Below are 13,234 nucleotides of genomic sequence, written 5' to 3' on the forward strand. Positions count from 1 at the left end.
GCCGTGCATTTACGTTTGGGTCAATCCGCCTTTCGAATATATGTCTAAAAATACACAATACATTTTGCCTGGTTAGCCTGCTACCGACTACAGTTAAGTGGGGATTTTTACGCTCATAGTGAGGGTGGTATGGCGCTTTACACCATCGGTGAGGTGGCGGAGTTGTGTGATATTAACCCTGTCACACTCAGGGCATGGCAGCGGCGATATGGGCTGGTTAAGCCGCAACGCACCGATGGCGGGCACCGCTTATTCAACGAATCTGACATCGACCGGATCCGCGAGATCAAACAGTGGATCGATAACGGCGTTCAGGTTAGCAAAGTGAAATCGCTGCTACTGACGGACGCGCAGGATCCGGGCTCCCAGTGGTATCAAATGCAAGAGACGCTATTGCGCCTGCTGCGCGCCGGGAATATCAACCGGGTACGTAACTGGGTCAGCGAAACCGGACGCGACTACCCCGCCCAAACCCTGGTCGATAAGCTGTTTATCCCCCTTCGCCATCGCCTGCAAAGCCAGCAGGCCGCCCTGGCGATACTCCTGAGCATCCTTGATGGCGTCCTGATCAACTACATCGCCCTGTGCCTGTCGTCGGCGCGCAAAAAAAGCGGCAAAGACGCGCTGGTGATCGGCTGGAATATTACCGACACCACGCGCCTGTGGCTGGCGGGCTGGAGCGCCACTCAACGGGGCTGGCGGGTGAGCATTCTGGCGCATCCGGTGGCGCAGCTGCGGCCGGAAATTTTCGAGGGCCAGACGTTGCTGGTGTGGTGCGGCGATAATCCGACCTCTCAACAGCGTAGCCAACTGGCGCAGTGGCGCACGGAAGGCCGGGCCATCATCGACTTAAACGCGCCGGAAGCGCTGTAAACGACGTAACAAAAATAACAAAGGTGCAACCTGAGCGCAGACGGGTATAATCGTCGGGTTAACCCAAGGAGCAGTCCATGAAATTAACCAGAATAGCGATCGTTACCGGCATGTTACTGATGGCGATTGGCGGGATCGGCGGCGTGATGCTGGCTGGCTACACCGTTATCCTGCATGCCGGGTCATAATCTGCTGTAAACGCTCGAAGGCGCGGTCGACGATAATCGCCGCCAGCGCCACCAGAATCGCCCCCTGAATCACATATGCGGTGTTAAAGCCGCTCAGGCCGATGATCACCGGCGTGCCGAGGGTGTTTGCGCCCACCGTCGAGGCGATAGCCGCCGTGCCGATATTGATAATCACCGAGGTGCGCACGCCCGCGAGGATCACCGGCGCGGCCAGCGGCATCTCCACTTTCCATAAGGTCTGCCAGCCGCTCATCCCCACGCCGCGCGCCACCTCTTTAACGCTGCCCGGCACCGCGCCAATGCCCGCCAGCGTGCCCTGTAGCACCGGCAGCCAGCCGTACAAAATCAGCGCGATGATCGCGGGCTCTTTGCCGAAGCCAATCGCCGGCACCGCCACCGCCAGCACCGCTACCGGGGGAAACGTCTGGCCCACCGCCGCGATGGTTTCCACCAGCGCGCGGAACTCCAGCCCGAACGGGCGCGTCACCACAATCCCTAACCCGATGCCGAGCACGATGGCGACCAGGCTCGAAACGCCCACCAGATAAAAATGCGCTACGGTCAGCGCCCAGAAACTCTCCTGCTGATACAGCGGGCGCGGCAGTTGCGGAAATAACCAGCTGAACAATCCCGCGCTATAAGGCAGGCCCACCAGCAGCGCGGCATAGAGCAGGATCAGCCACAGCAGAGGATCACGAAGCAGACGCACGATCGCCCTCCAGCAGAGTATGAAAGCGGATCACGCCGCACGGGTTGCCCTGTTCATCCACCACCGGCAGCTCGTCGCAGCGCCGCTCCACGAACAGCGACAGCGCTTCGCGCAACGTGGTATCGCGAGTAACCGGCACGCCTTCGCAATGCCCCGCCGTGAGGTAATCTCTCACCTGGCGCATTGACAGCAGCCGCACGCCCAGCTCGCTGCGGCCAAAGAAATCGCGCACAAACGCGTTTTCCGGCTGGCTGAGCAGAGCCAGCGGCGCGCCCTGCTGCACCACTTTGCCGCCATCCATCACCACCAGATGATCCGCGAGGCGCAGCGCCTCATCCACGTCATGAGTGACCAGAACGATGGTGCGCCCCTGGAGTTGATGAATGCGCATCATCTCCTGCTGCAACGCCTCGCGGGTCACCGGATCGAGCGCGCCAAAGGGTTCATCCATCAGCAGCACTTCCGGATCTGCCGCCAGCGCCCGCGCCACGCCGACCCGCTGCTGCTGGCCGCCGGAAAGCTGATGCGGATAGCGGCGGCGAAACTGCGCCGGATCCAGCCCAAGCAGCGCCAGCAGTTCATCCACCCGCTGGTTGATCCGCGCCTTCGGCCACTTCAGCAGTTGCGGAACGGTGGCGATGTTCTGCGCCACGTCCCAGTGCGGGAACAGCCCGATAGACTGAATCGCGTAGCCCATACGCCGCCGTAAATCCTGCGGCGAAAAGTTGCGGATCTCTTCTCCGGCAAAGCGGATGCGCCCTTCGTCGTGCTCCACCAGCCGGTTGATCATTTTTAAGGTGGTGGATTTCCCGGAGCCGGAGGTGCCGATCAAGACTGAAAACGCGCCCTTGCGGAAGTTCAGATTGAGATCTTCTACCGCGGCGCGTCCCTGGTAATATTTGGTCACGCCATCAAATTCGATCATGTCGTTGCGCCTCCAGCGCCGCAATCAGCAGGTTAAACAGTCCATCCACCGCTACCGCCATGGCGATCACCGGTATGACGCCCAGCAGCACCAGATCCAGCGCGCTGCTCAGCAGCCCCTGAAACACCAGCGCGCCGAAGCCGCCTGCGCCAATCAGCGCGGCAATCACCGCCATGCCGACGGTCTGCACCGCCACCACCTTCAGGCTGCGTAACAGCACCGGCAGCGCCAGCGGCACTTCAGCTTTGAAGAAGCGCTGGCGATCGGTCATGCCCATGCCACGCGCGCTTTCCAGCACGTTTTCCGGCACCTGGCCGAGGCCCGCCACCACGCCGCGCACCAGCGGCAACAGCGCATAAAGCACCAACGCGATCAGCGCCGGTGCCATCCCGATGCCGGAAACGCCTAATCGCCCCAGCCAGGGAAACAGCGCCGCCAGCGCGGCAAGCGGCGCGATCAGCAACCCGAACAGGGCAATCGACGGTACGGTCTGAATGACGTTAAGGACGGAAAAGACCGCAGGCTGCGAACGGGCATACCGGTGGCACAGCAAGCCCAGCGGGATGCCGATGGCCAGGGCGATGCTCAGCGTCGCCAGCAGCAGCGTCAGATGCTGACTGAACGCGTCGTTAAACACGTCCTGGCGATTGGCGTATTCTTTTAGCAGCGAGATATCGTTGAAGTAACCGGTCAGCAACAGCCACAACGGCACGATCCACAGCTGCGCCAGCAGCAGCCAGCGCCACAGCGGCTTTTGCGTGAGGCGGCTGATGGTATCGCTCATCAACAGCAGCGCCAGCGCCGCCATCAGCCAGGCTCCGCTACCCGGCGAGGTGCGCGCCAGCGGACTGCCCTGCTGGGCCAGGTGGGTCGCGGCATAGCCCACCAGCAGCAACAGCGCGATAAACAGCCCTTCCGCGCTGACCAGGCCGGCAATGCGCGCCGCGCGTCCGGGTAACCATGACAGCACAACCAGCAGTAGCGCAGCGGCCAGCAGCCCATACAGCGCCAGCGGGGAGAGCGCCGACACGCTCATCGGCGAGCCTGAAACCAGACGGTTAGGCGCGTAGTTAATAAACGGCAGCAGGAGCGCTGCCGCCAGCAAGATTGCCAGCAGCAGCATCACCCGGTTATGACAGCGTATTGTCAAAAGACATCCCTTTTCCAGGCGTGATTACTTCACAAATCCTTTTTGCTTCAGATAATCGGCAGCGACCTTTTTCGCATCCAGACCTTCGACGGCAATAGAGGCATTCAGCTGCTGAAGGGTTTTCTCATCCAGCGAGGCGAATACCGGGTCAAGCCACTCGCCCATCTGCGGGTACGCTTTCAGCACGGCGTCACGCACCACCGGAGCAGGCGCATACACCGGCTGTACGCCTTTCGGGTCGGTCAGGGTTTGCAGGCCCAGCGCGGCGACCGGGCCATCGGTGCCATAGGCCATGGCGGCATTCACGCCGGAGGTTTGCTGCGCAGCGGCTTTGATCGTCACGGCGGTATCGCCCCCCGCCAGCGACAGCAGTTGCGGCTGGTTGAGTTTAAAATCGTAGGCTTTTTCAAACGCGGGCAGCGCGTCCGGGCGCTCAATAAATTCCGCCGAGGCGGCCAGTTTGAACTCGCCTTTTTCTTTCAGATAGCGGCTGAGATCCGCCAGCGAGGTGAGTTTGTTCTTTTCAGCCAGATCCTTACGCACGGCGATAGTCCAGGTATTGTTCGCCGAAGCAGGCGCCAGCCAGGTCAGTTTATTTTGCTCAGCATCGAGCTTTTTGACTTTCTCATAGCCCGCTTTGGCGTTTTTCCATGCGGGATCGTTTTCATCTTTAAAGAAAAACGCGCCGTTGCCGGTGTATTCCGGGTAGATATCCAGCTCGCCGGAGGTAATCGCGGCGCGTACCACCGGCGTGGTGCCGAGCTGCACTTTATTCACGGTTTTGACGCCGTGGCTTTCCAGCACCTGAATAATGATATTGCCCAACAGCGCGCCTTCGGTGTCGATTTTTGAACCGACTTTTACCGGGTCCGCCGCCTGAGCCCCTGCCGCCAACAAAAGTAAGCCTGCCGCACTCCAGATTTTCGTTTTCATTGATTTTCCTCATCACACCCAAACGCGGGGTTCAAGGGAAAAGCGTAGTTGAGAATCAGACGCTGCGCATTATGGATGGAGGATTAACCGGAGCGTGACGGAAATAAAAAAGGCCGGTTGCCCGGCCTTTCAGGTGATGAATAATTACTGCAGTTCAAACTCGCCCTGCTTCACGCGGGCGGAATCCAGGCCAATAAACACGTTGAACTTGCCCGGCTCGGCCACGTATTGCAGCTTCTGGTTCCAGAATTTCAGCGCATTGACGTCGATGGGGAAGCTGACGGTTTGGGTCTCACCCGGTTTCAGGGTGACCTTGTTAAACCCTTTCAACTCTTTCACCGGGCGGCTCAGGGAGGCGGTCACGTCCTGGAGATACAACTGCACTACCGTGGCGCCTTCGCGTTTGCCGGTGTTGGTCACCTCCACGCTGGCGGTCACGCTGCCGTTTTGCGGCATCGTCGGCGAAGAGAGCTTCACGTCCGATACGCTAAAGGTGGTGTAGCTCAGGCCATAACCAAACGGATACAGCGGGCCGTTAGCTTCATCGAAGTAGTGCGAAGTGTACTTATTAGGCTTTTCCGGATTATACGGACGGCCCGTGTTCAGATGGCTGTAGTACACCGGGATTTGCCCTACCGAACGCGGGAAAGACATCGGCAGTTTGCCCGACGGGTTGTAATCGCCAAACAGCACATCGGCGATGGCGTTGCCCCCTTCGGTGCCCGCATACCAGGTTTCCAGAATCGCATCCGCCTGCTGATCTTCTTTTACCAGCGCCAGCGGACGCCCGTTCATCAGCACCAGCACCAGCGGTTTGCCGGTGGCTTTAATGGCCGCGATCAGATCGCGCTGGCTTTGCGGCAGCGTCAGATCGGTACGGCTGGAGGCTTCGTGGGCCATGCCCTGGGCCTCACCCACCGCCAGCACCACCACGTCGGCCTGCTTCGCGGTTTCCACGGCTTCGTCAATCATCGCCTGAGGCGTACGTTCATCAACGGCGACGCCCTGCTCGTACTGATTCAGGAACTGGATAATGCCTTTATCGTTAGTGAGGTTCGCCCCTTTGGCGTACAAAATTTTGGCGTTATCGCCCACGGCGCTCTTGATGCCGCTCATCAGGGTGACGGACTGTTTCACCACGCCCGCCGCCGACCAGCTGCCCATTACGTCGCGCTGGCTGTCCGCCAGCGGGCCGATCAACGCAATCGTGCCGGATTTTTTCAGCGGCAGCGTATCAAGACGGTTTTTCAGCAGCACCATGCTTTCGCGGGCCACTTCACGCGCTTGCTGGCGGTGCAGGCGGCTTTCGGCGTTGGTGTCCTGCGGGTCGGTTTCTTTGGCCCCTAAGTGGCTGTACGGATCGTTAAACAGCCCCATATCGTATTTCACGTTCAGCACATGGCGCGCGGCGTCGTCCAGTTCTTCCATCGTGACGTCGCCGCTTTTCACCAGCTCCGGCAGGTACTTGCTGTAGTACTCGTCACTCATGCTCATGTTGATGCCGGACTTCAGCGCCACGCGCACCGCGTCTTTCGGATCCGCCGCCGTGCCGTGTTTGATCAGCTCTTTGATCGCCCCGTGGTCGGAGATGGTGATGCCCTTAAAGCCCCACTGATCGCGCAGCAGATCTTTCAACAGCCAGCTGTCCGAGGACGCCGGGGTGCCGTTGAGCGAGTTCAGCGCCACCATTACCCCGCCGCTGCCCGCGTCGAGCGCCGCTTTGTACGGCGGCATGTAGTCGTTGAACAGGCGCTGCGGGCTCATATCCACGGTGTTGTACTCTTTACCGCCCTCCACTGCGCCGTAGGCGGCGAAGTGCTTAACGCTGGTCATTATCGAATAGCGATCCGCCGGGCTTTTGCCCTGCATCGCTTCAACCATGGTTTTACCCATGATGGAGGTTAGATAGGTATCTTCCCCAAAGCCTTCCGACACGCGGCCCCAGCGCGGATCGCGCGAGACATCCACCATCGGCGCCCAGGTCATATTCAGCCCGTCGTCCGCCGCTTCATACGCGGAAATCCGGCCCACGGTTTTAACCGCCTCGAGATTAAACGAGGACGCCAGCCCGAGGCTTATCGGGAACACGGTGCGCTGGCCGTGCAGCACGTCGTAGGCGAAGAATAAAGGAATTTTCAGGCGGCTCAGTTCCATCACCTGATCCTGCATGGCGCGGATATCCTGGCGGGTAACCGTGTTAAAGATGGCGCCCACCTGGCTTTTCTGGATCATGTCGCGGATCGCTTCTTTGGGATTATCAGGCCCCACGCTGATTAACCGCAGCTGACCGATCTTTTCATCCACGGTCATTTGTTTGAGCAGATCGGTGACAAACGCATCCCGCGCCTCAGGGGTTAACGGATGTTCGCCAAAGGTCGATGAAGCATAAGCAGGTTGCAGCGCGAGGCTGACTGCTATCCCTACAGAACAAAGCCATTTCATGCCATTTACTCTCTCAGTCATGCGGCTAATAAGCATAGCCGCCCATGCAGATTTGATGTGCAGTGTGCCACAGGGATAAATCGGTAAGAAGAGGCGCAATGTGTTTGCGCTCTGATTTTTCGGCACTTTCCGAGTTTTCTCGCAAAGGCGGGGCTATGATTAACTCCGTCTACATTTGTCATACCACAAGGAGTGGAGCATGTCCCTCACCTCGCATAACGATAATTCCGCCTTTATTGCTGAACTGACCCGGCTGGTCGGCACCAGCCACCTGCTGACCGATCCCGCGAAAACCGCCCGCTATCGCAAGGGCTTTCGCTCAGGCCAGGGCGACGCGCTGGCCGTGGTGTTCCCCGGTTCGCTGCTGGAACTGTGGCGCGTGCTGCAAGCCTGTGTGAATGCCGATAAGATCATTTTAATGCAGGCCGCCAATACCGGCCTGACGGAAGGCTCTACGCCAAACGGCAACGATTATGACCGCCAGATCGTGATTATCAGCACCCTGCGGCTGGATAAATTACAGCTGATTGATAGCGGCGAGCAGGTGCTGGCTTTCCCCGGCACCACGCTCTACACCCTGGAAAAAGCGCTTAAACCGCTGGGCCGCGAGCCGCACTCGGTGATCGGCTCGTCGTGTATCGGCGCATCGGTAGTGGGCGGTATTTGTAATAATTCCGGCGGCGCGCTGATTCAGCGCGGCCCGGCCTATACCGAGATGGCGCTGTACGCGCGCATTAACGAAGACGGCAAGCTGACGCTGGTAAACCATCTGGGCATCGATTTGGGGCAAACGCCGGAGCAGATCCTCGGCAAGCTGGATGATGATCGCCTGAAGCCAGAAGACGTGCGCCACGATGGCCGCCACGCCTCAGACAGCGATTACATTAGCCGGGTGCGCGATATCAATGCCGATTCCCCGGCGCGCTATAACGCCGACCCGGACCGGCTGTTTGAAGCCTCCGGCTGCGCGGGCAAACTGGCGGTGTTCGCGGTGCGCCTCGACACCTTCCCGGCGCAAAAGAATCAGCAGGTGTTTTACATCGGCACCAACGACGCGGCGGTGCTGACGGAAATCCGCCGCCATATGCTGGCGAATTTTGAAAACCTGCCGGTGGCGGGCGAATACATGCATCGCGATATTTACGATATCGCCGAGCGCTACGGTAAAGACACGTTTTTAATGATCGATAAACTCGGCACCGACAAAATGCCGTTCTTCTTTACCCTTAAAGGGCGCACCGACGCGCTGCTGGAAAAAGTCAGCGTGTTTAAACCGCACTTTACCGACCGCGCGATGCAAAAGCTGGGCAAAATCTTCCCCGGTCATTTACCGCCGCGCATGAAGCAGTGGCGCGATAAGTACGAGCATCATCTCCTGCTGAAAATGGCGGGCGACGGCATTGAAGAAGCGCGCAGCTGGTTGACCCACTTCTTCAACGAGGCGGAGGGCGCGTTCTTTGCCTGCACGCCGGAAGAAGGCAGCAAGGCCTTTCTGCATCGCTTTGCGGCGGCGGGGGCGGCGATCCGCTATCAGGCGGTACATTCCGATGAAGTGGAAGACATTCTGGCGTTAGACATTGCGCTGCGCCGCAACGATACCGAGTGGTTCGAAACCCTGCCTGCGGAAATCGACAGCAAGCTGGTACACAAGCTCTATTACGGCCACTTCTTCTGCTATGTGTTCCATCAGGATTACATCGTTAAAAAAGGCGTGGATGCCCATGCGCTGAAGGATGAAATGCTGGAACTGCTGCGGGCGCGCGGAGCGCAATACCCGGCGGAGCATAACGTGGGGCATTTGTATGAAGCGCCAACGCAATTAAAACGCTTTTATAAACAAAATGACCCGACAAACAGCATGAACCCCGGTATTGGCAAGACAAGCAAGCTGAAAAACTGGGCGGAACCGGTTAGCGAAAGCGTTCACGACCAGGCTAAGTTGTGAGATTGTGATTAAAATATATCGAACATCTTTTAGACTAAGAAAATTCCGATTAGAGTAACGGCAAGGCCAGCATCGCGCTGGCCTGAGCCAGCCCTGAGGAATGGAAAATGTCAGCAGTCGAAGTGGTTCCTGTCCCTGCTCTAGCTGTCCGTGATGCCCTGCCTGATGATACCGCGCTTATCGCCGCCATTTACGCCTGGCATGTCCAGCATGGCCGCGCCTCCTTTGAAGAAGTGCCGCCGGATGCCGAAGAAATGGCGCAGCGCATCGCGCACCTTAGCGAAAAGGGCTATCCGTGGCTGGTGGCGGAATGGCACGGTATTGTGGTGGGGTACTGTTACGCCGCGCCCTATCGCTCGCGACCCGCTTACCGCTACACCATTGAAGAGTCGATCTACGTCGATGCCAGTATGACCGGGCGCGGTATCGGCCGGGCGCTGCTGGAAGCACTGATTGAACGCTGCGAACAGGGGCCGTGGCGGCAGATGGTCGCCATTATCGGCGATGGAGAAAACAACCCCGGTTCGCAGCGCCTGCACCGGCAACTGGGCTTTGAAGTGGTAGGTCAATTGCGCAGCGTGGGCTTTAAACTGGGTAACTGGCGGGACACGTTAATTATGCAGCGCCCGCTCAACCAGGGCGACTGGGCGCTGCCGGATTAATTACTCGTTTTGTGCAGCGCTGGCCGTACTGTTTGCGGCCATCTGCGCCGCTTTTTGCCGTTTATAGCTCAGCGCGGAGGCCGGAACCGGCGTGACTTTACCGGTTTCCATCCAGGTACGCAGGCGGCTGGCGTCGGCGAAGTGAGTATATTTGCCGAAGGCATCCATCACCACCAGCGCCACCGGACGGTTATTGATCACGGTGCGCATCACCAGGCAGTGGCCCGCCGCATTGGTAAAGCCAGTTTTCGTCAGTTGAATGTTCCAGTTATCGCGGTAGACCAGATGGTTGGTATTGCGAAACGGCAGCGTATAGGCCGGTTTAGCGAACGTCGCCATATCTTCGCGGGTGATGCTGAGCTGGCCGATCAGCGGATACTGTCTGGTGGCGATCAGCAGTTTGGTGAGATCTGCGGCAGTAGAGACATTTTTAATCGACAGCCCGGTCGGCTCAACAAAACGGGTATGAGTCATGCCAAGGGATTTCGCTTTGGCGTTCATGGCGCGGATAAATGCGTTATAGCCGCCAGGATAATGGTGCGCCAGACTGGCCGCCGCCCGGTTTTCCGAGGACATCAGCGCCAGCAGCAGCATGTTTTTACGGCTGATTTCACTGTTCAGCCGTACCCGCGAATAAATACCTTTCATTTCCGGCGTCTGGCTGATGTCGACTTTCAACATTTCATCCAGCGGCAAGCGGGCGTCTAACACCACCATCGCCGTCATCACTTTGGTGATAGAGGCAATAGGACGCACCAGATTGGGATGGCTGGAATAAAGTACCTTGTTGGTTTGCAGGTCGACGATCATGGCGCTGCCGGAGGCGATTTCCGGCTGGGCGGCGGCCTGCGCGACCGCTGTTTTCGCCGCGATGGCTACGGGCGCAAAGGGTACGGCCAGCATGAGCGCAAGGCTCAGAAGTGAATGACGGATTGTAGTCGGCATGGTTTTACTTCAGAAAATTATTCACGCACGTTGTGACGCACACCGCTTCCATGCATTAAATGAATATTTGGAAGCTGGCGCCGGGATGATACTCCGGCGTCCAGCTTTATCGCTACAGGAGAATCGTGATTTAAGAGTACATTGCGCCAGATTTAACCGGCAATGCACCTTCATCAGAATAGACGATATCCGTAACCCCACAAGATAACAGTCAACGCCAGCAGCACTTCCAGCACTAAAACACCAATGGCGAGCGTCGAACTGGAGAAGCTCAACCCCTCTTCGCGATTGATATTAAGGAACGCCGGAACGCCGACGTACAGCAGATAGCCGGTATAAAACAGCGCCAGCGTCCCCACCAGCGCACACAGCCAAACGAGGGGATACAGTGCGACGATACCACTCAAAAATAGGGGGGTCGCCACGTAACCGGCAAACACCATACAGTTCGTTAACGACGGACGCTGAGGATAGTTGCGCGCCATCCACCAGATCACGCGGCCCATAACCGCTACGCCCGCCAGCATCAGGCCGTAAAACAGGATCGCCAGTGCAAAGCCGGTAAACAGCGACAGTTTCACCACGTTGCCGTCGTCGAAATCCCAGCCGATTTGAGTGGTGCCGATAAACGCGCAAATCACCGGGATGGCCGCCATGATCAGCACGTGGTGGGTGTAATGATGCGAAACGGTTTCGTTTTCGCCCTTAATAACCTGCATTTCACGATAAGGATGGGAAAAAAGCCCCCAGACATGGTTCATAACGCCCCCTGTTTGGTAACACGCTCACGCCAGCAACGACGCTGGCTCCCGCAAGGATGCAGTAAGTATAACGCAGGTCGAATGATTAATTATTGAACAGCACGATTTAGCGAAACCCGTGAAAATCACTCCCGGACGAGGCGAACCCGGCATCGGGGTGTATTCTTAATGCAATGAATAACATGGAGTGAACAGACCCACGATGGATGTTTCAGCACTCATTTCACACTATGGCTATGCCGCGCTGCTGGTGGGCAGCATGGCGGAAGGAGAAACCATCACCCTGCTGGGCGGCGTGTCGGCGCACCAGGGTCTGCTGTCGTTTCCGCTGGTGGTGCTGATGGTGGCGCTGGGCGGGATGATTGGCGATCAGGTGCTTTATTTAGTGGGGCGGCGCTATGGCAACGGGATTTTGAAACGCTTTAATAAGCATCAGGATAAAATCGCCTCGGCGCAGAAGTTAATTGCCCGTCATCCGCTACTGTTTGTGCCCGGTTGCCGGTTTATGTACGGATTTCGCATTATTGGGCCGCTGCTGATCGGCGCCAGCCGCGTGCCGCCAAAGGTGTTTCTGCCGCTGAATATCCTCGGCGCGCTGGTGTGGGCGGCGCTGTTTACGACGCTGGGCTACCTGGGCGGCGAAGCGATCGCGCCCTGGCTGCACTCCCTCGACCAGCACCTGAAACACTGGATTTGGCTGGCGCTGGCCGTGGGATGCGTGGCGCTGCTGCGCTACGGCGTTAAACGCCGTCAGCGCAAGAAACCTCACTCCTGAGGCTTAAACTGCGGGTTGGCGAGCATAAAGCCGCCGTCGACGATAAACGACTGGCCGGTGGCGTAAGCCGCCTGCTCAGAACACAGCCAGGCCACCAGACTGGCGATCTCTTCGGTTCTGCCCGGGCGCGCCAGCGGCACTGTCGGCAGCGATCCGGGCTTCACGTCCTCTTCATCCATATCGTTCATCGGCGTGGCGATAGCCCCCGGCGCGACGGCGTTGACCAGGATGCCGTGACTCACCAGCTCCAGCGCCATGGACTTCGTCAGGCCGCCAAGGGCATGTTTGGCCGCCGTGTAGGCGCTGGCTTCCGGCAATGGCGTATGCTCATGAACCGAAGTGATATTGACAATACGCCCGCCCTCGCCCTGCTTCACCATCGCGCGCGCGGCAATTTGCGAGCACAAAAACGCCCCGTCCACATCGACCGTGAAGACGTTGCGCCAGTCCTCAAACGGCATATCCAGAAACGCCGCCTTCGACATCGCCCCCGCATTGTTCACCAGCACATCGATGCGCCCGAAGCGGTCAATCAACTCCTGAATAGCGTTTGCGCCGTCAGGCAGATTACCCAGATCCAGCTGGATTAACTCCGCTTTACGGCCAAACGAACGCACCTGTTCGGCAGTCTCTTTGGCCCCTTTGTCGTCGCTATGCCAGGTAATACCGATGTCGAAACCTTGCTGTGCCAGTAATTCCGCGCATTTCTTGCCGATGCCGGAATCGGAAGCCGTCACTATTGCAACTCGTTGGGTCATAGGTCGTCCTCTCTGGATGCGAAGAAAGGGTAAGTATAGAAACTAATCAGAGAGGCGTTTTGGCCGCTGCAACCGCTGTATTACACTGCACGCATAAAACGTATCACGATAAGGACATGCTATGAGCCAGAACATTTATGATGACGAGGCGTTTTTTAACGGCTACGC

13 protein-coding genes are annotated in these 13,234 nt (G+C 58.3%); 5 read left to right on the forward strand and 8 right to left on the reverse strand.

Features of this window, described 5'->3' with window-relative positions; translation table 11 throughout:
* Positions 1–129: 129 nt before the first annotated feature.
* Positions 130–873 carry a MerR family transcriptional regulator gene (locus GV764_RS12185; protein ID WP_161660386.1) on the forward strand — a complete coding sequence of 248 codons (744 nt, stop codon included), beginning with the start codon at positions 130–132 and terminating at the stop codon, positions 871–873.
* A 77-nt stretch (positions 874–950) separates the two neighbouring features.
* The gene (locus GV764_RS12190) at positions 951–1,061 is read left to right on the forward strand and encodes a protein YohO (RefSeq protein ID WP_125291656.1); all 111 of its coding nucleotides are present in this window, start codon (positions 951–953) and stop codon (positions 1,059–1,061) included.
* On the opposite strand, the gene GV764_RS12195 is transcribed toward GV764_RS12190, so the two are convergent.
* From GV764_RS12195 to bglX, 5 genes are all read right to left on the reverse strand, one after another.
* Positions 1,039–1,770 carry an ABC transporter permease gene (locus GV764_RS12195; RefSeq protein ID WP_161660387.1) on the reverse strand — a complete coding sequence of 244 codons (732 nt, stop codon included), beginning with the start codon at positions 1,768–1,770 and terminating at the stop codon, positions 1,039–1,041. The two genes, GV764_RS12190 and GV764_RS12195, sit on opposite strands and share 23 nt — an antisense overlap.
* Positions 1,754–2,695: an ABC transporter ATP-binding protein gene (locus tag GV764_RS12200; protein ID WP_161660388.1), complete on the reverse strand. Its 942-nt coding sequence runs from the start codon at positions 2,693–2,695 to the stop codon at positions 1,754–1,756. Before GV764_RS12200 ends, GV764_RS12195 begins: the two co-directional genes overlap by 17 nt.
* The gene (locus GV764_RS12205; RefSeq protein WP_328515169.1) at positions 2,682–3,845 is read right to left on the reverse strand and encodes an ABC transporter permease; all 1,164 of its coding nucleotides are present in this window, start codon (positions 3,843–3,845) and stop codon (positions 2,682–2,684) included. The genes GV764_RS12200 and GV764_RS12205 overlap by 14 nt, the downstream gene beginning before the upstream one ends.
* A 24-nt stretch (positions 3,846–3,869) precedes the next feature.
* On the reverse strand, positions 3,870–4,778 hold the full coding sequence (osmF, locus tag GV764_RS12210; protein WP_161660389.1) for a glycine betaine ABC transporter substrate-binding protein OsmF: 909 nt from the start codon (positions 4,776–4,778) through the stop codon (positions 3,870–3,872).
* A gap of 144 nt (positions 4,779–4,922) precedes the next feature.
* Positions 4,923–7,220: a beta-glucosidase BglX gene (gene bglX, locus GV764_RS12215; RefSeq protein WP_161660390.1), complete on the reverse strand. Its 2,298-nt coding sequence runs from the start codon at positions 7,218–7,220 to the stop codon at positions 4,923–4,925.
* Positions 7,221–7,419: 199 nt separating this feature from the next.
* Here bglX and dld point away from each other — a divergent pair, with 199 nt between their 5' ends.
* Positions 7,420–9,165 carry a D-lactate dehydrogenase gene (dld, locus tag GV764_RS12220; RefSeq protein ID WP_161660391.1) on the forward strand — a complete coding sequence of 582 codons (1,746 nt, stop codon included), beginning with the start codon at positions 7,420–7,422 and terminating at the stop codon, positions 9,163–9,165.
* Between the two features lie 107 nt (positions 9,166–9,272).
* A complete protein-coding gene (locus GV764_RS12225; protein ID WP_161660392.1) occupies positions 9,273–9,827 on the forward strand; it encodes a GNAT family N-acetyltransferase in 555 nt (184 codons plus the stop codon).
* Here GV764_RS12225 and pbpG read toward each other — a convergent pair whose 3' ends face one another.
* Positions 9,828–10,772, reverse strand: a complete 945-nt coding sequence (gene pbpG / locus GV764_RS12230) for a D-alanyl-D-alanine endopeptidase (protein WP_161660393.1) — start codon at positions 10,770–10,772, stop codon at positions 9,828–9,830.
* A gap of 173 nt (positions 10,773–10,945) precedes the next feature.
* The gene (locus tag GV764_RS12235; RefSeq protein WP_161660394.1) at positions 10,946–11,533 is read right to left on the reverse strand and encodes a Yip1 family protein; all 588 of its coding nucleotides are present in this window, start codon (positions 11,531–11,533) and stop codon (positions 10,946–10,948) included.
* Between the two features lie 202 nt (positions 11,534–11,735).
* Here GV764_RS12235 and GV764_RS12240 point away from each other — a divergent pair, with 202 nt between their 5' ends.
* Positions 11,736–12,308 carry a DedA family protein gene (locus GV764_RS12240; RefSeq protein ID WP_161660592.1) on the forward strand — a complete coding sequence of 191 codons (573 nt, stop codon included), beginning with the start codon at positions 11,736–11,738 and terminating at the stop codon, positions 12,306–12,308.
* Here the strand turns inward: GV764_RS12240 and GV764_RS12245 are convergent.
* Entirely contained in the window at positions 12,299–13,066 is a 768-nt protein-coding gene (locus tag GV764_RS12245; protein WP_161660395.1) for an SDR family oxidoreductase, read from the reverse strand. The two genes, GV764_RS12240 and GV764_RS12245, sit on opposite strands and share 10 nt — an antisense overlap.
* Positions 13,067–13,234: the final 168 nt, after the last annotated feature.

This window comes from Atlantibacter hermannii, from assembly GCF_009907385.1.
Classification (GTDB): domain Bacteria; phylum Pseudomonadota; class Gammaproteobacteria; order Enterobacterales; family Enterobacteriaceae; genus Atlantibacter; species Atlantibacter hermannii_A.